This window comes from Chloroflexus sp., from assembly GCF_034434295.1.
Lineage (GTDB): Bacteria > Chloroflexota > Chloroflexia > Chloroflexales > Chloroflexaceae > Chloroflexus.
On sequence record NZ_DAOTZQ010000148.1, the window covers coordinates 41,165 to 63,987 of the forward strand.

At 55.5% G+C, this 22,823-nt stretch carries 17 protein-coding genes and 1 riboswitch; of the genes, 6 read left to right on the forward strand and 11 right to left on the reverse strand.

The window, feature by feature from the left end; all coding sequences use genetic code 11:
- Nucleotides 1-210 precede the first annotated feature (210 nt).
- Nucleotides 211-2,166 carry a tRNA uridine-5-carboxymethylaminomethyl(34) synthesis enzyme MnmG gene (locus tag VAE57_RS18480; protein WP_322823297.1) on the reverse strand — a complete coding sequence of 652 codons (1,956 nt, stop codon included), beginning with the start codon at nt 2,164-2,166 and terminating at the stop codon, nt 211-213.
- Nucleotides 2,167-2,232: 66 nt separating this feature from the next.
- On the opposite strand from VAE57_RS18480, the gene VAE57_RS18485 reads away from it, so the two are divergent.
- Entirely contained in the window at nt 2,233-3,186 is a 954-nt protein-coding gene (locus VAE57_RS18485; protein WP_322823298.1) for a response regulator, read from the forward strand.
- A 241-nt stretch (nt 3,187-3,427) separates the two neighbouring features.
- Here VAE57_RS18485 and VAE57_RS18490 read toward each other — a convergent pair whose 3' ends face one another.
- Nucleotides 3,428-3,967 (reverse strand): cob(I)yrinic acid a,c-diamide adenosyltransferase, encoded by a 540-nt coding sequence (locus tag VAE57_RS18490; RefSeq protein ID WP_322823299.1) that lies wholly within the window; start codon nt 3,965-3,967, stop codon nt 3,428-3,430.
- 512 nt (nt 3,968-4,479) lie between these two features.
- Between VAE57_RS18490 and VAE57_RS18495 the strand changes: the two genes are divergently transcribed.
- Nucleotides 4,480-5,454, forward strand: a complete 975-nt coding sequence (locus VAE57_RS18495; RefSeq protein WP_322823300.1) for a cation diffusion facilitator family transporter — start codon at nt 4,480-4,482, stop codon at nt 5,452-5,454.
- A gap of 842 nt (nt 5,455-6,296) precedes the next feature.
- Nucleotides 6,297-8,099 (forward strand): methionine--tRNA ligase, encoded by a 1,803-nt coding sequence (gene metG, locus VAE57_RS18500; protein ID WP_322823301.1) that lies wholly within the window; start codon nt 6,297-6,299, stop codon nt 8,097-8,099.
- A gap of 148 nt (nt 8,100-8,247) precedes the next feature.
- Here the strand turns inward: metG and VAE57_RS18505 are convergent, their stop codons facing one another.
- Complete coding sequence (locus tag VAE57_RS18505; RefSeq protein WP_322823302.1) at nt 8,248-8,835, reverse strand: DoxX family membrane protein; 588 nt, start codon at nt 8,833-8,835, stop codon at nt 8,248-8,250.
- Between the two features lie 687 nt (nt 8,836-9,522).
- Here VAE57_RS18505 and VAE57_RS18510 point away from each other — a divergent pair.
- A complete protein-coding gene (locus VAE57_RS18510) occupies nt 9,523-10,530 on the forward strand; it encodes a hypothetical protein (protein ID WP_322823303.1) in 1,008 nt (335 codons plus the stop codon).
- A gap of 602 nt (nt 10,531-11,132) precedes the next feature.
- On the opposite strand, the gene phnE (VAE57_RS18515) is transcribed toward VAE57_RS18510, so the two are convergent.
- The 8 genes from phnE (VAE57_RS18515) to VAE57_RS18550 all read right to left on the reverse strand — a co-directional run bounded on the left by phnE (VAE57_RS18515) (nt 11,133) and on the right by VAE57_RS18550 (nt 19,638).
- Nucleotides 11,133-11,945, reverse strand: a complete 813-nt coding sequence (gene phnE / locus VAE57_RS18515; RefSeq protein WP_322823304.1) for a phosphonate ABC transporter, permease protein PhnE — start codon at nt 11,943-11,945, stop codon at nt 11,133-11,135.
- Entirely contained in the window at nt 11,945-12,757 is an 813-nt protein-coding gene (gene phnE / locus VAE57_RS18520) for a phosphonate ABC transporter, permease protein PhnE (RefSeq protein WP_322823305.1), read from the reverse strand. Before phnE (VAE57_RS18520) ends, phnE (VAE57_RS18515) begins: the two co-directional genes overlap by 1 nt.
- 24 nt (nt 12,758-12,781) lie before the next feature.
- A complete protein-coding gene (gene phnC, locus VAE57_RS18525) occupies nt 12,782-13,591 on the reverse strand; it encodes a phosphonate ABC transporter ATP-binding protein (protein ID WP_322823306.1) in 810 nt (269 codons plus the stop codon).
- 73 nt (nt 13,592-13,664) lie between these two features.
- The gene (gene phnD / locus VAE57_RS18530; RefSeq protein ID WP_416208479.1) at nt 13,665-14,681 is read right to left on the reverse strand and encodes a phosphate/phosphite/phosphonate ABC transporter substrate-binding protein; all 1,017 of its coding nucleotides are present in this window, start codon (nt 14,679-14,681) and stop codon (nt 13,665-13,667) included.
- Between the two features lie 222 nt (nt 14,682-14,903).
- The gene (locus VAE57_RS18535; RefSeq protein ID WP_322823308.1) at nt 14,904-15,764 is read right to left on the reverse strand and encodes a xanthine dehydrogenase family protein subunit M; all 861 of its coding nucleotides are present in this window, start codon (nt 15,762-15,764) and stop codon (nt 14,904-14,906) included.
- Nucleotides 15,765-15,820: 56 nt separating this feature from the next.
- Nucleotides 15,821-18,184, reverse strand: a complete 2,364-nt coding sequence (locus VAE57_RS18540; RefSeq protein WP_322823309.1) for a xanthine dehydrogenase family protein molybdopterin-binding subunit — start codon at nt 18,182-18,184, stop codon at nt 15,821-15,823.
- Between the two features lie 41 nt (nt 18,185-18,225).
- Nucleotides 18,226-18,708, reverse strand: coding sequence for a (2Fe-2S)-binding protein (locus VAE57_RS18545; RefSeq protein WP_322823310.1), 483 nt, complete (start codon nt 18,706-18,708; stop codon nt 18,226-18,228).
- A gap of 129 nt (nt 18,709-18,837) precedes the next feature.
- A complete protein-coding gene (locus VAE57_RS18550) occupies nt 18,838-19,638 on the reverse strand; it encodes a carbon monoxide dehydrogenase subunit G (protein WP_322823311.1) in 801 nt (266 codons plus the stop codon).
- Nucleotides 19,639-20,055: 417 nt separating this feature from the next.
- Nucleotides 20,056-20,167, forward strand: a riboswitch (SAM riboswitch).
- 101 nt (nt 20,168-20,268) lie between these two features.
- On the opposite strand from VAE57_RS18550, the gene VAE57_RS18555 reads away from it, so the two are divergent.
- Together VAE57_RS18555 and metX are read left to right on the forward strand one after the other, a co-directional pair.
- Nucleotides 20,269-21,564: a homocysteine synthase gene (locus VAE57_RS18555; RefSeq protein ID WP_322816279.1), complete on the forward strand. Its 1,296-nt coding sequence runs from the start codon at nt 20,269-20,271 to the stop codon at nt 21,562-21,564.
- Nucleotides 21,565-21,630: 66 nt separating this feature from the next.
- On the forward strand, nt 21,631-22,767 hold the full coding sequence (metX, locus tag VAE57_RS18560) for a homoserine O-acetyltransferase MetX (protein ID WP_322823312.1): 1,137 nt from the start codon (nt 21,631-21,633) through the stop codon (nt 22,765-22,767).
- Nucleotides 22,768-22,823 lie beyond the last annotated feature (56 nt).

A 22,823-nucleotide genomic window follows, 5' to 3' on the forward strand; every position in this document is an offset into this window, starting at 1 on the left:
TGTACGCCTTGTTACGTGCGAGCCGGCGGCTCGTGCGCCCAGGGAAGTGCTGGTGTATAAGGCTGATAGCCCTTGGCGTATGTACGCCTTGTTACGTGCGAGCTGGCGGCTCGTGCGCTCAGGGAAGTGCCTGGCCAGCTCTGTGCGCTCGGTGTCTCGATAGAGTAATTCATACCCCCACGACACGGGCGGGGTGTCAGGGGGAGGGTATCACCTCGCCACCTGATCACCCTGCCGACGCTCAAGTGCGAACAGGATAATTGCGACGTCTGCCGGATTGATTCCGGCCAGCCGCCCAGCCTGGCCCAGCGTCGCCGGACGGAAACGCATCAGCACCTGTCGTGCTTCATTACGTAAACCTGGCAATGAAGCGTAGTCAAAATCAGGTGGAATCCGCCGATGCTCCATCTTCTGCATCCGCGCCACTTCGCGCTCCTGGCGAGCGATGTAGCCGCTGTATTTGCAATTGATTTCCACCTGCTCGATCACCGCGTCACTGAGCGCCGGTAAGTCAGGAAGGGCATCGCGCAATTGTGTGTACCGGACTTCGGGTCGGGCCAGAACTTCGGCAACCGTAACCGGTTGACTGATCGGCTTGATCCCATGTGCTTCCAGGCTGGCATTAACCGCTGCCGAGGGGAAGATGCGCCGTTCACGCATCTGCTGCAATGCCTGCCCGGTTTGCTGTCGTCGTGCATCCACGACCGCAGCCCGATCACCGTCAACCAGTCCAAGCCGATACGCCAGTGGCATCAGACGCAGATCGGCATTGTCTCCGCGCAGTAGCAGCCGATACTCCGCCCGCGAGGTAAACATGCGGTACGGCTCACGAATCTCTTTAGTGGTCAGGTCATCGATCAAGACACCAATGTACGCTTCAGCACGCCCCAAAATCACCGGCGGCTTACCCTGCACATAGTGCGCCGCATTAATCCCTGCCATCAATCCCTGCGCTGCCGCCTCCTCGTAGCCGGTGGTGCCGTTGATCTGCCCGGCGAAGAACAACCCACGAAGCCGGCGCGTCTGCATGTCGGCGGTAATCTCTCCGGTTGCGACTGCATCGTACTCGATAGCGTAGCCGATCCGCATCAATTCAACATTGCGTAACGCCGGGATCGAACGCAGCATTGCCCACTGTACGTCTTCAGGCAGCGAGGTGTTACACCCCTGCACATAGACTTCTGATGTTGTCCAGCCTTCCGGTTCCAGGAACAGCCCGTGACGCTCCTTGTCGGCGAAGCGTACAATCTTGTCTTCGATACTCGGACAATAGCGCGGCCCGACGCCTTCAATGATCCCACTGAAGAGGGGGGCGCGGTGCAGGTTCTCGCGGATGATCGCGTGAAATTCGGGCGTCGTATGCACCTGATAGCAGGGTAACTGCGGTCGCCAGCCATCGAGCTGTGGGTGCGGGTAAACCGGTGCCGGCGGGCCGTGGTATTCAGGGGGCGGAATTGTTTCACCGAGTTCGGGATAGTAGTGGCCGAACGACAGCGGTGTATCGCTACCGGGTTGCAACTCGGTCAGCGAGAAATCTATCGTCGCCGCAGCAAGGCGCGGCGGCGTCCCCGTCTTGAGCCGCACCAGCGGAAAACCGAGTGCCGCCAGGTCTTCACTGAGCGCCATGGCTGGCGCTTCACCGGCCCGACCGGCACCCCACATCGCTTCACCGGTGATTGCCCGGCCCCGCAAAAAGGTACCGGTGGTCAGGATCACCGCCGGTGCCAGATACCGCCAGCCAGTGTGCGTCGTCACTGTGAAACATTGGGTATCGGCGTTCGGTGGGGCAATCCGTTCAACCATGGCCTGGCGTAGATCGAGATTGGGCACCCGTTCAAGCGCCTCTTTCATCAGGCGGGCGTACAGCCGCTTGTCGCACTGCGCCCGCAACGATTGCACCGCCGGCCCTTTACTCTCATTGAGCAGCCGAATCTGAATCGCACTGCGGTCGGTAATACGCCCCATCAGGCCACCCAGCGCGTCGATCTCGCGCACCAGATGGCCTTTCGCTGGCCCGCCAATGCTCGGATTACACGACATATGGGCCAGCTTGTCCAGATCAATGGTCAACAACAGGGTCCGACAACCCAACCGGGCCGCAGCATGCGCGGCTTCACATCCGGCGTGGCCAGCACCCACTACAATGACATCGTAACGTGTTTGCATAGGCGGACGTGGTATAATGACGCAACGTGCGAAGACATTCGTTTGCTATCTATCACTCATCATCATATGCGCACTATCTTTATTATAGACGATGATGTTGCCTTCATGGCAAAGTTGAAAGAGCAATTGCAAGAGGCCGGCTATCGGGTCTTGACCAGCAATATTCTGCAATCGGCAGAGCATACCTGTGTTCGTGAGCAGCCTGACCTGGTACTCTTAGAGGTTCGCATCGAACAAGGAGCTGGCTGGGATGTCCTACCGCGCCTGGCGGCGCTGCAACCGGTTGTCGTTCTCAGTAAGGCCGGTTTGGAAGAAGACGTCATGCGTGCATTTGCCGCTGGCGCGACCGATTACATCGCCAAACCGTACCGTACCGGCGAACTCCTGGCACGGATTCAGGCGCGGATGTTACCGGAAGCGCCGGTACTGACGCCACCACAACCAAAAGTCGATACAGAAGGAGCAACTCAAACAATGTCCCAGACAGCACGACGTCGCTCTACCGATGAAGAGAGCGAATCGGTGTTTATGAGCGAAGCGGAAGAGCTGGCCCTGTTGCGCAGCACTGAAGGTATGGCTGACATCCGTCAGCTTACTGAAAGCGAAGAGCAGGCCAGCTTTGGGCAACGCCTACGCGCCGAACGCCAGCGGCGACATCTGACGCTGGTGCAGGTCGAAAATGAGATTAAGGTTCGCATGTACTACCTGCAGGCTATCGAGGATGAACAGTGGTCGCTGCTGCCGCGCGGCCCGGCAGCAGTTCGTATGATGCGCACCTACGCTTCTTTCTTCGGCATTGACTCGTCGGCAGCCGAAGCTGAATACCGCAAACGGTATCAGGTTGACGAGAAGTCGCCCTCATTTTCATTTATCGTTGGCAATGTCAATACCCGCGTCCTGCGTCGCACACCACCACGCTGGTTGATCGTTATGCTGGCGATTGTGCTGGCACTTGCCATTGCGGGAGGAGCGATTTATCTGTTCGATCCGATGTTTTTTAGTCGGCTATTGGGCGGGTGACGGGAGAAGGTAGAAGAGAGAAGATAGAAAATAGAAGTGAGAAGGTAGGAGAGAGGAAAATGGACGGTTTGCGCCGTCCATTTGTTATGTCTACAATGGGCAGAGTGAATTGTCTGCGGTTCGGTACACGCTGCTGGTTTACTCACCCGGCGTACCCGAATGACCGTATGGGCGGGTTCTCAACCCGCCCATACCACCACCCACGCCAGCGATTTGCGAGCTGAGATACTCTCTTGCCCCATCATGACTTCTGCCAGGGCACATCACTCGCCCCTGTCCTGGCGTTCGCGATCCGTGCCGCCACGAACAGAAAGTCTGACAGACGATTGAGATAGGTTAAAATCTCAGGCCGCACCTCTTCCTCAGCGGCCAGCGTCACCACCACCCGTTCGGCCCGCCGGCAGATCGTGCGGGCCAGATGGAGATGCGCAGCCACCGGATGTCCGCCGGGCAAGATGAACTGCCTCAGCGGCGATAATTCGGCTTCCATGGCGTCGATCTGCTCTTCCAGAAACGACGTAAGCTCAGCAGAGACGCGCGGAATGTACGGCGACTCACCGGGTGACGCCAGATCTGCTCCAACCACAAAAAGCTGATTCTGCACAACGGCCAGGACCGCATCGAGTGCCGGATCAGGGCCGGCTGCGCGGGCCACGCCAAGCGCTGCGTTGCACTCGTCAACTGTGCCATACGCCTGTACGCGCAGATCGTCTTTCCGAACCCGCTGACCGCCAAACAAACCTGTTTCACCGGCATCGCCAGTGCGTGTGTAGATTTTCATAGCGTTACTCACTTATGCCAGGTATTGCACTTTTGTTGTCCAGACTACTCGTAGTATACACGAGAGTGTGATAGCGCGAGAGGATGTTTCACCACAGAGACACCGAGGCCACAGAGGTGTTGAGAACTTAGCCCGCTCGTCATGCGCGTGTCGCGGAGTTTGGCGTGCGACAGCATGGCTGCCGCAGCAGCCGTGCTCACAATCCGGTGTGTGGAACGCCGTTGACCCTGCTGGTCACATGGTGCTATATGCGCTCACCACGATCATGCCTGGAGCTGGTCAGTTCAGTAATGAATGAGATTACCTCTAGTAGTCGCCCCACCTCCCGTGTGCTGGTGAGGTTCACCACAGAGACGCAGAGGTCACAGCGGTGCATGTCGTCCCGCATCGGAAAGTTTCGCCTTCACAAAATTACCGATTGCGCTTCCCGAAGATTCGGCTGCGATCTTGCCAAAACCGCCATAATCCGGCTATTCTGGTTGGTGAAATGTGAACTAGTGCGGAGTACAACGGTGAGTCAACGACAAACGCTAACCCGCTATGCCTGGCTCGCAATCGGCGCTGCCATCGCGACTATCAGTCTCAAATCAGGCGCATTCTGGTTGACCGGCTCAATCGGTATTCTGGCCGATGCGCTCGAATCGCTGGTGAACCTGGCTGCGGCTGTTATTGCATTAATGATGTTAACTATTGCCGCTCGGCCCGCCGATGAGGAGCACACCTACGGGCACGGCAAAGCCGAGTACTTTGCCGGCGCGTTGGAAGGTATCTTCATCATCATCGCCGCGATGGGGATTGGCTGGACGGCCATCCAGCGCCTGTTGTCGCCACAACCGCTGGAACATACTGTCGCCGGTTTGCTGGTCGCCGGCATTGCTACCCTGATCAACGGCGGCGTAGCCATCGTTCTTTTGCGGGCCGGACGGCGTCACGACTCGCTCACCCTCGAAGCTGATGGTCAACATCTCCTGACCGATGTCTGGACATCGCTGGCAGTGGTAGCCGGTATCGGTCTGGTAGCCCTCACCGGCTGGTATATCCTCGATCCGCTGATTGCACTGGCGGTAGCGGTGAACATCACCCTCACCGGCTTTGGGTTGGTACGGCGTGCTGTCCTGGGACTGATGGATACCGCCCTGCCGGCGAGCGAGCTGGCGGCAATCCACGATGCGCTCGCCGATCTCAACAATTACGGCTGCGATTACCATGCTCTGCGTACCCGTCAATCAGGCGCAAGACGTTTTATCTCGTTTCACCTTCTTGTACCCGATACCTGGAGCATCCAGCAAGCTCACGCAATGGCCGAGCAGGTCGAAGCGGCAGTGCGGGCTGCGGTGCCAAACAGTACAGTTTTCACCCATCTCGAACCGCGCAACGATCCGACAGCACTTGCCGATGTTGGGCTGGATCGCGATGAAGCGTGTGTGATTGCCGATTCTCACTCACCTTGCCTCGCGGCTGAGCCAGCAGAGAGGAGAAGGTGGTAAATCGCTCGCCCTGCCTTCCCCGGCTTTCTGGAGCTTATTTCACAAAAGCTGTGCTGGTGTGCCACCTGATCATCACAGGTTCACGAACACTTGCCCATCGCAAAGACAGCATATTCCGCTCCCAGGCTAACGGTATAACAGCGAGAAGTCCTGCCGACCATCGTCGGTGCCATCACGCGCCGGATGGGTTGCCTTGCCCGCTCGTCATGCGCGTGTCGCAACGTTTGGCGTGCGGCAGCCATGCTGCCGCACCAGCCGTGCTCACGATCCAGCACGTTGTACGCCGTTGACCCTGCTGGTCACGAGGATGCGGTGGATACTCGTCACAATCATAGCGTCGGTCAGGAATGCCCGAGATGACTTCCAGGAGATATTTTTGAAATAGGTTCTAATCTCTCCTTCCAGGCTGTGGACTCCGTAAACACGACTAACACCAGCATACCTGGTACGTAGGGTTACTCATCTCCATCAGCTCCGTTGTGCCGGTTGTGTATGCTTACCCCGCAGCCCAGCCCGGTGTCACAAAGCGGCGTTGATTCGCTCTTCACCCACGTTTTGAACACTTACGGACGCCTAACGCACAACAGACGCGCTACAATCTGTTATACTAGATTACCAGCAATCATTGCACGTGGAGCTACCATGGTATACCAATCGCACGACCCGGTGACGCAAAATGGTTTTTTTCCCGCCCGCTGGAGCGGTGTACGCCTGACTGCACGCGGTTACATGGCGGTTTGACCGCCTCTCCCCTCTATTTATTACAGATACCGTGTTCTGCCGCAAGATCCATTGGAAGCACGTTCGTCAGTTGTTATTGATTTGACGCTTGAGGTGATACAATGCCTGAACATATTCTGGTTGCCGTTGCCTGGCCATATGCCAATGGGCCGCGTCACATCGGTCACGTTGCCGGTTTTGGTGTCCCGGCTGACATTTTTGCCCGTTACCACCGTTTGCGGGGAAACCACGTGTTGATGATTTCGGGCACTGATGAGCACGGGACACCGATTACGCTGGTTGCCGACAAAGAAGGAACCACGCCCCAGGCGATTGCTGATCGCTACAACAAAATCATCGGTGACGATCTCTACAATCTTGGTTTGAGCTACGATATTTTTACCCGCACGACGACCGCAAACCACTATGCGGTAACCCAGGACATCTTCCGCACGCTCTACGAGCGGGGCTATATTATTCGCCAGGAGACACTGGGTGCGTTCTCGGCTACGACTGGCCGTACTCTTCCCGACCGCTACATCGAAGGCACCTGTCCCATCTGTGGCTACGACGAAGCTCGCGGCGATCAGTGTGATAACTGTGGCAGCCAGCTCGATCCAACCGACCTCATCAATCCGCGCTCGAAGGTGGATGGGCAACCGCCGGTGTTCAAACCTACCGAACACTTCTTTCTCGATCTGCCGGCGTTCGCCGAACAGTTGCACGCATGGATTGATCGGCAAACCCACTGGCGCCCGAACGTGCGCAACTTCTCGCTCAACTTCTTGAAAGAACTGAAGCCACGGGCCATCACGCGCGATCTGGAGTGGGGTGTGCCCATCCCCCTGCCGGAATATGCCCATCGTGACGATAAAAAGATTTATGTCTGGTTCGACGCAGTGATCGGCTACCTGTCGGCGAGCATCGAATGGGCACGCAATAGTGGTCAACCCGATGCCTGGCGCACCTGGTGGCAAAACCCGACTGCCCGCCATTTCTATTTCATGGGCAAAGATAACATCGTTTTCCACACCGTGATCTGGCCCGCGATGCTGCTCGGTTATGGGGCCGGTGGCGATTTTGGTGCCGATCCGAGTGGAACCTACCAGGACGTTCCCCTTCAATTGCCGTACAACGTTGTATCGAGTGAATTTCTTACGATGGAGGGGAAGAAGTTCTCAAGCTCGCGTGGGATTGTCATCTACGTCAACGATTTTCTCAGCCGGTACGACGCCGATGCGCTGCGCTACTTTCTGACCATCGCCGGGCCGGAGAACCAGGATACCGATTTCACCTGGGCCGAGTTTGTGCGCCGGAACAATGACGAATTAGTGGCAACGTGGGGCAATCTGGTCAATCGAACGCTGACCAATGTCTACAAAAATTTTGGGAGCGTCCCCCAACCCGGCCCCCTGACCGCAACCGACGAGCAGTTGTTACAAGAGGTGAACGGCGGTCTGACGACGGTGGGCGATCTGCTAGCTACTGCCCGCTTCAAGGCTGCGCTGAGTGAGGCGATGCGGCTGGCCGCGCAGGTGAATATCTATCTGAGTGAACAGGAGCCGTGGAAGGTGATCAAGAGTGATCGCGAACGCGCCGCAACCATCTGGTACGTCGCGCTGCGCTGCGTTGATACGCTCAAGATCATCTTCACACCGTTCCTGCCCTTCTCCAGCCAGCGCCTGCACGAGTATTTGGGGTATGACGGTTACATCGCCGGCCCGCTCTTCTTCCGCGATGTCACCGAAGCCGATGGTCGCGTTCATCGCGTACTGACCGGCAATTATACAGAATGGGTCGGGCGCTGGCAACCATCAGCGTTACCGGTGGGGCAGGCGCTCCGACAACCGCAGCCGCTCTTCAAGAAGCTTGATGAAAAGGTCGTGGATGAGGAACTGGCGCGGATGCAGAGTCGGGCGCTATAGGCGGCGTGATCGCCATCTCAACGCACGTCGCCATTGGTGAGAGCATTGACCTCGGATTAAAAACAAATGTTCGCTACACCATAAACCAGGAGCACCGGTTGACGCCGGTGCTCCTGTTGCTCTTTCGCCTACGACGAGCGCTGTGGACTTACGCCGACGCCGGACTGGTCTGTAGCGGTTTGTTGCGTCCCCACGGCGTACCCAACAGTGGGAGCAGGTAATAGTCAAGACCGTAGTAACCGGCAACCTTCCAACCCAGCATCAGAATAATGGCAAGGGTGAACATCACCGGGTTGGTACTGGCCGTACCTGCCAGCATAAAGTTGAAGTTCATCAGTGCGCCGAAGAAAGCCGAGAAGCCGACCAGACCACCAACAATCAGACCGATACCGACCAGAATCTCGCCGTAGACGATCAGCTTCGCAAACCAGGTGTGCGATTCGGTATCGATCAGAAACTGAATGAACGAGCGATACCAGTCATAAGCGATTGGCGGGCGACCGGTTTCAGGAATAACGACTGCATTCTTCCAGAAACCCAGAATAGCCTCACCACTCTCCATCCAGGCCGGGTTGTTCAACTTACCCCAACCGGATGTTAACCATGAATAGCCTAAGAAGAGCCGAATAATCAGGAACAACCACGCGAACTTCGTACTGCTGAAGAGCGCTTGCACGAACGGTGGATCGGGAAACTGTACTTCGCCGCGCTCGTTAACTGGGGTTTTGGGTAGCATAACTGGCCTCCTTGCCGGTTAGTTGTGAAATTTTTCCTGTAATTACTATAACAAAAGAGATGGCTTGAGGAACGAAATACATGACAATTGTTGGTTAAGAGATAGTTGCGCAATGGCTGTCCACCACCTGTCTGAGACGAGAACCTGTTTCAAAAACATTGAGCAGTTATCTCATCAATGACTGACAGACTCTACGATTGTGACGAGCACAAACGGCATCTCCGTCACCAGCCAGTTCAACTGCGTGCCACGTGCCGGGCACAAAGTACGGCTGGTGGGTGCGGCAGCCATGCTGCCGCACGCCAAACGCTGCGCCACATGCATGAAAAGTGGGTAAGATACTCAATCCAGCGCGTGATGACACCGGCAAGGTTCGTCACCCATCCTCACTACCGTACTGGCAGCCTGGGAGCAGGATATGCTGTTGTTAGCGATTGGCAAGCGTTCCTACGCCTGGGCGACCGTCTGGGAGCACGACAGCACAGCGTTTATGAAATAAGTTCTAACATTACCGGGATTATGAACCCATTATGCCGGGTCTCCGTAAGGCATTCTGCTTTGCTCAAGCGGCTTTCGATACAGGAAGGGCATGCTATCGAACACATGTTTGATTTTGCAACCTGTCTCACGTATAATGCAAGAGCCGGTCACACCCCTATATACTCTTGAAACTGCATGGAGGTTTTTATGAGATCGCACCGGCTGCGCCTGCTGTTCACAGCAGTTGTAGCAACATTATTGACCGCGCTGATGCCGGCTGTGCCAGCCCAGGCGCAGAGCCGCATCTGCTTCAATGAAGTTCCCGATTGTGTTGAGGGACGATTTGCCGAATACTGGCAGCAGAACGGTGGGTTGCCAGTGTTTGGTTTTCCGATAACACCGGCCTTCCAGCAAGAGGTTGAAGGTAAGGTGCGGCTGGTGCAAATCTTCGAGCGCAATCGCTTTGAGCTGCATCCAGAGAACGCACGTCCCTACGATGTTTTGCTCGGTCGGCTGGGTGACGATCTCTTGCAGCGGCGGGGCACACCCTGGCAAAATGAACCCAAAGCTTCTACCACCTCACAGGCAGGTTGTCGCTACTTTGCACAGACACAACACCTGGTCTGCGATGCATTCCTGCGCTACTGGCAATCGCATGGCCTGGACTTCGACGGACGGCGTGGCTTTAGCGAAGCTGAGAGCCTGGCCCTGTTCGGATTACCACTCACCGAGCCACGTCTGGAGACCAACTCTTCCGGCGATACGGTTTTGACTCAGTGGTTCGAGCGGGCACGGTTTGAATTACACACCAATCTTGGGCCTGACGTTGTCCTGCTTGGTTTGTTGGGCCGCGAGGCATTTGCCCCGCAACCTCCCCAACCAGCGCCGCCACCAGCTCCAGCCGATCCCTGTGCCGACATTCCGGCGCCGATCAATGGCAAGATCACTATTGCCTGCATTACGGATGACGTTACCGAGACGGCTGCCGGTGGTTTTGGCTTTACCCCCGGTGAACGGGTAGGCACGTATATCACGCAGGTAGAAATCGGTCAGGTAGTTGGCCTTGAGGTGGTAGGCGATAACACAGCCGATGCCGATGGCTTCTATGGCCTGCTGATCCTTGGGCCGCAATTGTTACCGAAAGGACTGTATGCGCTCACAATGGAAGGGGTACAGTCGGGCTTTAAGGTTATCGTCTACCTCAAGCGGGTATAGCCGGTAGTATCGTGACCTTATACTCCCCACGCAGGCGACCAGTGCGTGGGGAGTGTTTCTTTCGTGATGTAAAAACCTATCTCCAACATTCGGAAAGGTGCGGTTTGACGACCATCTGGAGCTATCACTCGTTGGATTAGAACTTATTTCATAAAAAGTTGTACTGTCGCGCTCTAATAACCATCTCCGGTGCCATCACGCGCTGGATTGGGTACCTGGCTTGCTCATCATTCGCGTGTGGCGTCGTTTGGCGTGCGGCAGCATGGCTGCCGCGCCAGCCGTACACACGATCCGGCACGTGTCACATCGTTGAACCGGCCAGTCACGCAGATGCCAGGCGTGCTCGTCACGATCATGGAGTCGATCGGCAATGAATGAGACACCTTCACAGGAGATGTTTTTGAAACAGGTTCTAGTTGACTTGCCCGCTCGTCAAGCGCGTGTCGCAACGTTTGGCGTGCGGCAGCGCGGCTCCGCACCAGTCGTACTCACGATCAGGAGCTGGTCATGCCGTTGACCCGGCTGATCGTGCCTGATCATCGAAAGAAATAACTTCTCGCTCCCCGTCTCTCTTGTCGCTATGGCAACAATTCGCACAGAGTCTAAATGATCGCTTTCCGCACTTTTGCCGAAATCCATTCACTGATAAGCACCAACCCAAAAATGGCGACAAAGATCATTGCAGCCTGATCCCAGCGCAGTAAATTCACTGCCGAATTGAGATTGAGTCCAATTCCTCCTGCACCAACCAGACCGAGGACTGTCGCCTCACGAATATTGATGTCCCAGCGAAAAACGCTGATTCCTGCAAAGCTTGGCATAACCTGGGGCAGGATGCTATAGCTTAACACTTGCAACGGACTGGCTCCGGTAGCAGTAATTGCTTCAACCGGCTCACGGCTTGTCTCTTCAATTGACTCATACGCCAGTTTGCCGATGAAACCAATGGAACGCAGGCCAATGGCGATAATCCCGGCTAGCGTGCCAGGACCGGTAATCGCCACAATAATCAATGCCCAGATCAGCGAATTCACCGATCTCGATACCACAATTATCAGTAAAGCCAGGTAGCGGATCAGCGGGTGGGGTGTCGTATTGCGCGCTGCAAGAAAACTGAGCGGAAATGCCAGCACGATAGCCAGCAGTGTGCCGAGTGTCGCAATATTCACGGTATCCCAGAGCGGTTGCCACAACTGGCCGGCATAGCTCCAGTCAGGTGGAAACATACGTTGTAAAAAGATGCCAAGCTGCTGCAACGCATCGGCAACAAACTCCCAACGGGTTGCACCTGAAATAACATTCCAGCAGATGAGGGTCACGATGGTACCACCCAACCAGCCAGCCCAGATTCGTAAACGAGTCTGGATGTCGTAGCGCTGCCAGAGCTTTGTTTGACCACTGATACGTACCGGCATTACTGCAACCTCTTCCGAATGTCACCAGAGATGAGTTCAGTTATCATCACCAGCGCAATAATCACAATTAAGATTGCACTGGCTACGTCATAATCGTAACGACTGAAAGCTGTTTGCAAGGTCGAGCCGATCCCACCAGCCCCAACAATACCAATGATCGCCGACTCGCGCAGGTTGATGTCGAAGCGATACACGCTCAAACCTACCAGGCGGGGCGCTACTTGCGGTATTACGGCGTAAGTGATGAGCTTCCACCAAGAAGCACCGGTAGCCCTGATTGCCTCTAGTGGGGCAGGATCGGCCTCCTCAATATCTTCAGCCAATAACTTGGACAGAAAGCCAACAGTAGCAAAGATCAGTGTACAGAGACCTGCCAGTGGGCCAAAGCCGAACATGACGACAAAGACGATGGCAATGACCACTTCTTGAAATGTGCGCGAAAGAATGATGAGACCACGACATACCAGATATACCGGTGCTGGAGCAATATTGCGGGCTGCTCCCAAGCCGATTGGTATCGACAGGAGTACTCCCGCCACGGTGGCAACTACTGTCATCGTCAGGCTTTCCAGGACACCGGCTTGAATATCACTCCAACGCGATACAAAATCCGGTTGGAGGAAGGCACTGACTATCTGGGCACCACGCTGTAAACCACGAGCCAGCCGATTACCATCAATAGCTATCGAGCTGATCGCAAGTATCAGATACGTCAGGCTGCCGATCAGAAGTCCCCATCGTAGCCAGGGGTTTTTAATCCACGGTGGTTTACGCCAGCGTCGGCTGGTTGAGGAGGAGATTGTTGTCGCCATACCGTCAATCCTGAGGGTTTACCCTTATACTGTTCGCTCATTCTCGATCACAGAGGCTTCGCTATCCTGCAGAGCGACTTCTCGTTTCTGACCCCAATCTTCTTCGCCGTAAATCTCAGTCAGTTGCTGATATGACAGATTGTCTGGCGAACCGTCGTACACAATCTCGCCTGCACGCAGACCAACAATACGCTGCACAAACATCTGGGCCAGGGGAACATCGTGAATATTAATAATAACAGCCAGTCCTCGTTCACGGGCCAAATCGGTGATTAAACGCATAATCTGCCGTGATGTCTTTGGATCAAGACTCGCGGTTGGCTCATCAACCAAAAGCAAATCTGGATTCTGGATTAACGCACGAGCAATCCCAACCCGTTGACGCTGACCGCCAGAAAGAGCATCGGCTCGTTTATCTACAAACTCGCCCAAACCAACGCGATCAAGCAGCATAAAGGCCTGATCGATATCGGATTGCGGAAAACGACGAAACCAGCTCTGCCAGAAGTTCACGTACCCCAGCCTTCCAGAGAGGACATTCTCCATCACCGATAACCGCTCAACCAGGGCGTACTCTTGAAAGATCATTCCAATCCGCCGCCGGACACGTCGCAATTGCGCATGATTGAGGGCTGTAATCTCAGTGTCTTTCAGCCAGATACGACCCGAAGTCGGTTCAACCAGACGATTCACGCAACGGATCAACGTACTTTTGCCGGCACCTGAAGGTCCGATTAATGCCAGCACCTGCCCTTCAGGTACGGTCAGATCAACCCCCTTCAACGCCGTATCACCAGTTGGGTACTTCTTTACTAGTTGTTCTATCCTCAGCATACGAATGCTTTCCTGATATAAAATACGCGAGACGGATGATCGAGTCATCCGCCTCGCACGAGACAAATCTACTCTACGGTACGTACTTCACACCCAGGGCAGCATCGATCTGTCGAATAACTGCCCAGTACTCCTGGTATGTAATCGGTATGAACTGTGCCTCTCCCGACTTGCTAAACTCTTGTTGGAGCGATGTCCCTTCCCAGTTGAACGTTGCGAACGCTTCGCGTACTTTAGCGGCCAGCTCGGGATCGAGGTTGTACACATAACCATAGCCGGTCGTCGGGAAGGTTTGCGAGCGGTAAATGGAACGCACCTGATCAGCAGAGATCACACCACGCTCGATCATCCGTTTCATGACCGAATTCGCGATAGCAGCCGCCTCGTAATCACCATTCGCTACACCAAGAATTGAATTGTCATGACCACCGGAGAAGACAGCGTTAAAATCACGACCTTCAACCATGTTGAATTGTGACGATAGGAGCGCTGAGGGTGCCTTGAAGCCTGAGTTCGAGGTTGGTTCGGTGAAGGCGATCTGACGACCCTTCAAGTCCTCAATTGACTGAACATCGCTGTTGGCCGGTACAATGATCTCCATCTCATAGCCGAACGAACCATCTGCTTTCGCCATCATTGTGAAGGGGACAAAACCGGCAAAATTGACAGCGAATGGTACACTTCCGGTATTAAATCCGGCAACGTGGAGGCGTCCGGCACGCATTGCCTCAAGCTGCGCTGCGTTTGAGTCGACAGCAAAAAACTCGACCTTCTTACCGGTCACTTGCTCCAAATGGGCAAGAAAATCGGCCCAGGCAACCCGATACACAGCCGGGTCTTCCACCGGTGTGTAGGCAAAAATAATCGTATCTGGATTCACCCACTGTGATCGATCTTTTGGCGGGTCAGCCACCAGATCACCATCCTCATCACAAAAACGGGTGTCCATCTCAGGCGGTCTTGGGCAGGTGTCTGTTGCCGCAACAGGTGCAGCAGTCGGGGCAGGTGCAGACTGGGGTGCAGAGCCACATGCCGCCAACACAAAGCCAATCAGCAAAAGTAGCAATGGGTATCGAGCATTCCGCAGCATAACGATTACATGTCCTCCCAGTACTAAGCCAATACAAACGGTCGTACTGTAGCATATAGACATTATGAGAAACTTATCTAATTATGAAGAGGAGGTAAAAAAGACAGAGAGAGTTGGTTAAAGTAAGAATGTGTCCTGCCTTATACCCAACTGAACTTATGAAAAGTGGGGCAATGTATGTAATTGCCCCACCTCATCATTACCTTGAAAATGCGCTTACTACTACCGCGCCCGCTCAACCGCCTTTAGCAGCGCCCGCTTTGTATACACCTTGCACATTGCCCGGCGGTACTCTTCACTGGCGTGAATGTCACCGAGCATGTCCATTCCTTCGCCGGCGTGTGCGGCGGCGGCGGCAATGGCGTCAGCACTGCCATCGGTACCAATCAGGGCTTGCTCAACGGCCGGCTGACGCTCGGCTTTGGGGCCAGCTCCGGTAATAGCCACCCGGCAAGCAGTTACCTGACCATTCTCCATCTTGACGTAGGCGGCTGCGCCGACAATCGCGTAGCGGCTGGCCGGATGGGGGAATTTCGCATAGGCAGCCCCTTCACCGGCACCGAGGCTGTTGAAAGTAATCGCGGTGATAATCTCACCCGGTTCCAGCGCCGTGCTCAGCATATCGGTGAAGAAATCGGCAGCAGCAATTGCGCGAGGGCCATTCGGCCCTTCAACGTGAATCTGGGCATCGAGCGCCAGTACTACCGCCGGCATGTCCGCAGCCGGGTCAGCATGGGCCAGCGAACCGCCAATCGTGCCCCGGTTGCGCACCTGAATATCACCGATCAGACTGACTGCTTCAGCCATCACCGGGCATGCTTTTGCCAGCGCTGCATCGTGTTCAATAGCACTCCAGGTAGTCATGGCACCGATCTCGACGGTGCCGTCAACTTTGATGCCACGCAGCTCGGCAACCTTATTGATATCGATCAAAACAGCGGGTGATGCCAGACGCAACTTCATTGCCGGCAGCAGCGAGTGACCACCGGCTAAAATCTTCGCATCATCACCGTGGCGCTGCAACAGGGTTAACGCCTCAGCCAGGCTGGTTGGCGCATAGTAATCAAATGGGGCTGGAATCATAGCTACTCCTTATGATGAGCAGGCGCAGGTCTAACCCTGCACCTGCCGGCATATACCTACTTCCCGTGGATTGCCTTCCAGATGCGCTCTGGCGTTGCCGGCATCTGGAGATGCTTCACCCCAAACGGTGCCAGTGCGTCAATGATGGCGTTCATCACACACTGGGCCGATGCAATCGTTCCGGCCTCACCCGCACCCTTGACACCGAGAGGATTGACCGGCGACGGGGTTACGGTGTGGTCGGTTTCGATATGAGGCACCATCGCTGCGGTCGGTACTGCATAGTCCATCAACGTACCGGTCAGCAACTGACCGTCCTCGTTGTAGACCGCACCCTCATAGAGCGCCTGGGCCAGCCCTTGGGCAATACCGCCGTGGATCTGCCCTTCGACAATCAGCGGATTGATCTGATTGCCACAGTCATCGACCGCGATATAACGCAGGAGTTTGACATGACCAGTCTCTGGATCGACCTCAACAATACTTACGTGGGTACCGAACGGGAAGGTGCAGTTCGGCGGATCGTAGTAGCTGGTCTCATCGAGGAACGGTTCCATGCCAGGTGGCAAATTGTAGGCGACTGCTGCTGCTGCTGCGAGTTCGCCAATGGTCTTGGCCTTGTCGGGTGAACCCTTGACGTAGGCCCGACCATTCTCAAAGACGATGTCCGCTTCATTCGCTTCGAGCAAGTGAGCGGCCAGCTTGCGCGCCTTCTCTTTTATCTTATCGACGCTGCGCTTGATCGCCACCCCACCAACTGCCAGCGAGCGTGAGCCGTAAGTGCCGTAGCCGAATGGAGTTCCTTGCGTATCGCCCCACTGCACTTCGACATCTTCGTAGGGCACACCTAACTCATCGGCGACGATCTGGGCGAACGTGGTCTCAAGGCCCTGGCCGTGAGGGAGAGAACCGGTTGTAACCACGACCTTGCCGGTCAAATGGACACGGACATTTGCACTCTCCCAGAGGCCAGCACCCCAGCCCTGACCACCCATCCAGGCACTCGGTGCAATCCCACAAATCTCGACATATGACGAGATACCAATACCGAGATACCGATCCTGCTTGCGCAACTCTGCCTGCTGCTTGCGGAACTCGGCATAACCGACAATTTCGAGCGCCTTATTCAAGGCCGGTTCGTAATTACCACTATCGTAGGGTAGCAGACCGAGACCGTTATCGTAGGGGAAGTCTTCAGGCTGGATGTAGTTTTTGCGGCGCACTTCCGCCGGATCCATCCCAATCTCGGCGGCGAAGCGGTCAACCATACGCTCGATCAGATAGCTGGCTTCAGGGCGACCGGCACCACGGTAAGCGTCCACCATTGCCGTATTGGTATACGCACCGGTCACGTGGACATACGCGGCAGGAATCTTGTAGACACCGGTAATAATGCGCCCGTAGAGTGTTGTTGGAATACCGGCAGCAACGGTTGAGAAGTACGCCCCGATATTCGCCCAGGTCTTCACGCGCAAACCGGTAATCTTACCGTCGCGCGTACCGGCCAGCTCTGCTTCCGTAATGTGATCGCGACCATGGGTTGAATACTTATAGTTCTCAGAGCGATCTTCGACAAACTTCACCGGACGGCCCAGCTTACGGGCAGCCCACATAGTGAAGGCCATATCGTTGTAGCAGAAGATCTTCTGGCCGAAGCCACCACCCACGTTCGGCGCAATACAGCGCAGCTTGGTTTCCGGCACCCCGAAGACGAATGCGGTCAAGAGCAGGCGATGCACATGGGGAGCCTGCGACGTCATCCAAACCGTCCACTCGCCGGTTGTGGCATCGTAGCGCGCAATCGCACCGCGAGTCTCCATCGGGGTGGGAATCAGGCGCTGGTTGATAATCTCTTCCTTGACGACGACCTCAGCGCTGGCAATCGCCGCATCGGCTGCCGCCTTGTTGCCACACTCCCATTCAAACACAATATTGTTAGGAGCTGCCTCGTGGATCTGGGGAGCACCGGGTTCGACTGCCTTACGCGCATCGACAACTGCCGGCAGCGGCTCGTACTCAACCTCAACTGCATCAGCAGCGTCGCGCGCAATATACCGATCTTCGGCAACCACCATCGCCACCGGATCACCGACAAGTGCTACCTTATCGACCGCCAGGGCGCGGGGCGGGACCGGATAATTCTTTACCCCTGCCGCCTGCCATGCTGCCGGCATCGGATTTATGTCAAGCATATCCTTGCCGGTAAACACGGCAACAACACCCGGCATTGCCAGAGCGCGACTGGCATCAATCGAAACAATCTTCGCGTGGGCGTATGGGCTACGCACCAGTGCGATATGGAGCATTCCCGGCAGCTTGATGTCGTCGAGGTAATTGCCGTGGCCGGTAATCAGCTTCGGATCCTCACGGCGCTTGAGCGCCCGTCCAACCAATCGCTCCTTCATTTCGGTAGCGGTCATCCTTGACTCCTCACTAGGTTTGTGAACTTCTGTCGGACGGATTAATCAGCAGCCTGCATTGCTGCCATCTTCTCGGCAGCGTAGCGTACAGCGCGGACAATGTTCTCGTAGCCGGTGCAGCGGCAGAGATTCCCTTCAAGACCGTGGCGAATCTCTTCTTCGGAGGGATTGGGGTTACGTTTGAGCAGATCGGCAGCAGCCATAATCATGCCAGGCGTGCAGAAACCACATTGCAAGCCGTGCTTCTCCCAGAAACCTTCTTGCAATGGGTGCAACTGACCATCCTGAGCCAGTCCTTCGATGGTGGTAATCTCAGCACCATCACACTGAACGGCCAACGTTGTACACGACTTCACACTGACCCCGTTAATGTGAACTACACACGCACCACACTGGCTGGTATCGCACCCGATGTGGGTACCCGTCAGATTCAGATGCTCGCGCAGGTAATGAACCAGCAGCAGGCGGGGTTCTACCTCGCTGGTATGGCGAACGCCATTAACCGTGACCGTAATCGTTGTCACTCTCCAACCTCCTCGTTGTCTGCGAAACGAACAACCAGACTAATGTTATGACGGGCGAAAACGGCGGGACAGCGTCGTGCATGGTGCCGCCCGATCAGGTAAGCAACGTAACGTGATGGTGTCTCCTGGTCAACGTCGTTGACCGAGTAGATAGCCGAGTAAGAAGGCAACAATCACCCAGGGCACCCATGGGCGCTCTTTCAGAAAATCTTCTATCACACCCAGAGCAACATCAACTTCGCTAAGTCCTTCTCCTGCCGGCACGTGAATCGTGCGGCGGAACAACGGTGTTTCCGGTTGGGCTGAGACCGATGATTCCCTTTCCTCGGTGGCAGGTGCTGAAGCCGATGCAGTAGGTGCTGAAGTCGGTGTAGATGCAGCGGTTGATGTTTCCGTCGCCGATTCGACAGGTGTTGCCGCCGGAGGTGTCTCAGGTGCAGCAGGTGCTACCGCAGGCTCTGCGACAGTTTCGCTACCCGATCCACCGGCGCGACGAGCTTCGATCTGCGCTGCCAGTGCCTTCAAGCTCTGCGAGATAAGCGTCTTGGCAGCACCATCGAGCAATCGCTGTCCAACACTGGCAATCGTGCCACCTATATGTGCTTCACCACCATAATCAAGAATTGTGCGACCGTTTTCTTCGCGAAGCTGAATACTGCCGGAACCCTTCAAAAAGCCATTGCTCCCTTTTCCATCAACATGAATTTCGTAGGACTCAGGTGGATGCAGATTGTCAATCTTGACCCGTCCACTGTACACACCGCGAACGGCTTGTAGACCAATTTTCAACGTGCTTTCATATTCATTCTCGCCGACCTGTTCGAGACGTTGACAACCGGGGATAGTGCGAGCCAATACCTCTGGATCATTCAGCGCGGCCCACACCTCCTCACGACTGGCGGCAAATGTGTAATTACCGGCGATCTTCACACTCACTCCTTGTTGACCGGTTCAGATGCGCTAAGCCGGACAACCTCTGTCGAAGATAGCTTCACCCTGATCACCTCACAACAGACATAGTAATGGCGATCAGGCTTGCAGCAATAATTCGGTACACGTACAATGGTGACTATATGTAGATTCAGATATGGGTTCCATATCTATCCTACCTAATAGTAAATGCTTTGTCAAGGCAAAAGAATGGCGATTCTGGTGTCTGTTTGCAAAGCGATACCTGATGGTGATACGGTATACAAAACTGTGAAACGCGCATCGTCCAATGAGTTTCTGCTGACGCAGCGAGAACAATCTTCGCGAAATACTTGACAAATATACGTCGCATAGTTTATATTGAATATCGCTGTATGGTGCAGGCGACACCATCAATGTACCTCAACAACATACACGCACTCATCCAGAGCGGTGGAGGGACCGGCCCGTTGAAACCGCAGCAACCCTCGTATGCGTCGCCGCATACGAACGGTGCTAAGTCCGGCAGAGGTGTTCTGGAAGATGAGCGACGTGGAAGACCGGCTTAGTGCAACGATTTCACGCCCTCATCGCACGTTGAGGGCGTTTTTGTTGCCTGCAATCTGGCTTATCTGTTTTGAGGAGGTTGTTATGTCTGATGCTCCGCGCTTCACCGGTTTTGAAACTCTCGCCCTGCATGCCGGCCAAACCCCCGATCCGACCACTGGGTCGCGAGCTGTTCCTATCTACGCCACGACATCCTATCAATTCAAAGACACAGACCACGCAGCACGCCTGTTCAATCTGCAAGAGTTTGGTAATATCTACACTCGCATTATGAATCCGACCACCGATGTCTTTGAACAGCGGATGGCGGCACTGGAGGGCGGAGTAGGTGCGCTGGCGCTGGCATCGGGGCAGGCCGCTGAAACACTGGCTATTCTCAACCTGGCCGGGAGCGGCGACAATATCGTTGCATCCTCTGACCTGTATGGCGGCACCTACAACCTTTTCCGTCATACATTACCAAAGTTAGGCATTACAACTCGCTTTGTTGATGCCCGTGATTACGATGGCTTTGCCGCTGCGATTGATGGACGTACCAAAGCCTTCTTTCTCGAATTAGTCGGCAATCCACGCCTTGATGTGCTCGACCTGGAGCGCATTGCCGCAATTGCGCATGCGCAGGGTGTGCCGGTCATCGTCGATGCCACCACAGTCACACCGTACCTATGGCAACCGATCCAGCACGGCGCCGATATTGTGATCCACTCGGCAACCAAGTACATTGGTGGTCATGGCACGGCTATCGGGGGCATCATTATTGACAGCGGTAAGTTTGACTGGGCAGCCAGTGGTCGTTTTCCCGAATTTACCAATCCCGATCCGAGCTATCACGGCCTGATCTATACCCAGGCGTTCGGCAACCTGGCGTACATTATCAAGGCACGAGTGCAGGGGCTTCGCGACATTGGCGCTGCGCTTAGCCCATTCAACAGCTTCCTTTTCCTGCAAGGGTTAGAGACGTTGCCGCTGCGGATGGAACGACACAGCAAGAATGCGCTGGCAGTGGCCCGTTATCTGAGTGAGCATCCCAAAGTGGCGTGGGTCAACTATCCCGGTCTCCCCAGCCATCCGAGCTATGCACTGGCTCAGAAGTATCTGCCGCGTGGGCAAAGCGGGATTGTTGGCTTCGGCCTGAAGGGTGGGCGTGCCGCCGGACGTACCTTCATTGAGCGGTTACGGCTATTCTCGCACCTCGCCAATATCGGTGATGCCAAGAGCCTTGCGATCCATCCGGCGACCACCACCCACAGCCAGTTGACGCCGGAAGAGCAATTGCTGACCGGCGTGACCGACGATTATGTCCGGCTCTCGATTGGCCTGGAGACGATTGATGATATTCTGGCCGATCTTGATCATGCCCTGGCAGGAACTCCATCATAGTGTTGGATCAGGGAGCAACGACAACGGCGTCGCTGCTCTCTGATACCGGCGAGGAGCAACAACCGTATGGAAGCGATTGTGCAGGCGCCAACCCCAGAAGGGGTTGGCATTGTGCGTACTCAACGGATGCATTGGACAACCCCCCTGACCCTTACGAGTGGTGCAACATTAGGCCCAATCACCCTGGCGTATGAAACCTACGGTGAACTGGCACCGGATCGCTCGAATGCTATCTTGATTCTGCACGCTCTGTCTGGCGATGCCCACGCTGCCGGGTTTCACAGTCCAACCGACCGCAAACCAGGCTGGTGGGACGCGATGATCGGGCCGGGGCGGCCGTTTGACACCAATCGTTACTTCGTAATCTGCTCAAACGTGATCGGCGGCTGCCGTGGCTCAACTGGCCCATCAAGCCCACACCCGTCTGATGGACGACCTTACGGTTCACGCTTTCCCCTCATTACTATCGAAGATATGGTGCATGCGCAACAGCGCCTGATCGATGCGCTGGGCATCGATACCCTGCTCGCCGTGGCGGGTGGCTCAATGGGTGGATTTCAGGCCCTGGCCTGGACGGTAGAGTATCCGCAGCGGGTGCGTGGCGCCATCCTGCTGGCTACCAGTGCCCGCTCTAGCCCCCAGACTGTGGCCTGGAACTATATCGGTCGGCGGGCAATTATGGCCGATCCACGCTGGCGGGGCGGGGATTATTACGATAGCGACGCACCACGCGATGGGCTGGCAGTGGCTCGTATGCTCGGTCACATTACTTATCTCTGCGAAGAAAAACTGGAACAGCGGTTTGGCCGTCGGGTTGATGGTGATGCACTCGATTTGGGGCCACGGTTTGCTATCGAACACTACCTTGAACATCAAGCAGCACGCTTCAACGACCGCTTTGATGCCAACTCGTACCTGGTGATTACGCGGGCAATGGACAACTGGGATCTGACAGCGCGGTATGGCTCGCTGGCAGCCGCTTTTGATTTGACCCGTGCCCGTTTTCTGGCCCTGGCGTATAGCAGCGATTGGCTCTACCCGCCGGCAGAAACGTATCAGATGGCAGCCGCCGCGCAAGCAGCCGGTCGTTCATTCACGCCACATTTGATTACCACCGATGCCGGGCATGATGCGTTCCTGACCGATGTTGCAGCGCAGAGCGAGTTGATCCGTGATTTTCTGAACAGCCTGATGACAGAATAGTATAGCACAAGGGTTGTTTTTTAAGAGTTTTTTTATCACTCATCCGGTTGCGCATA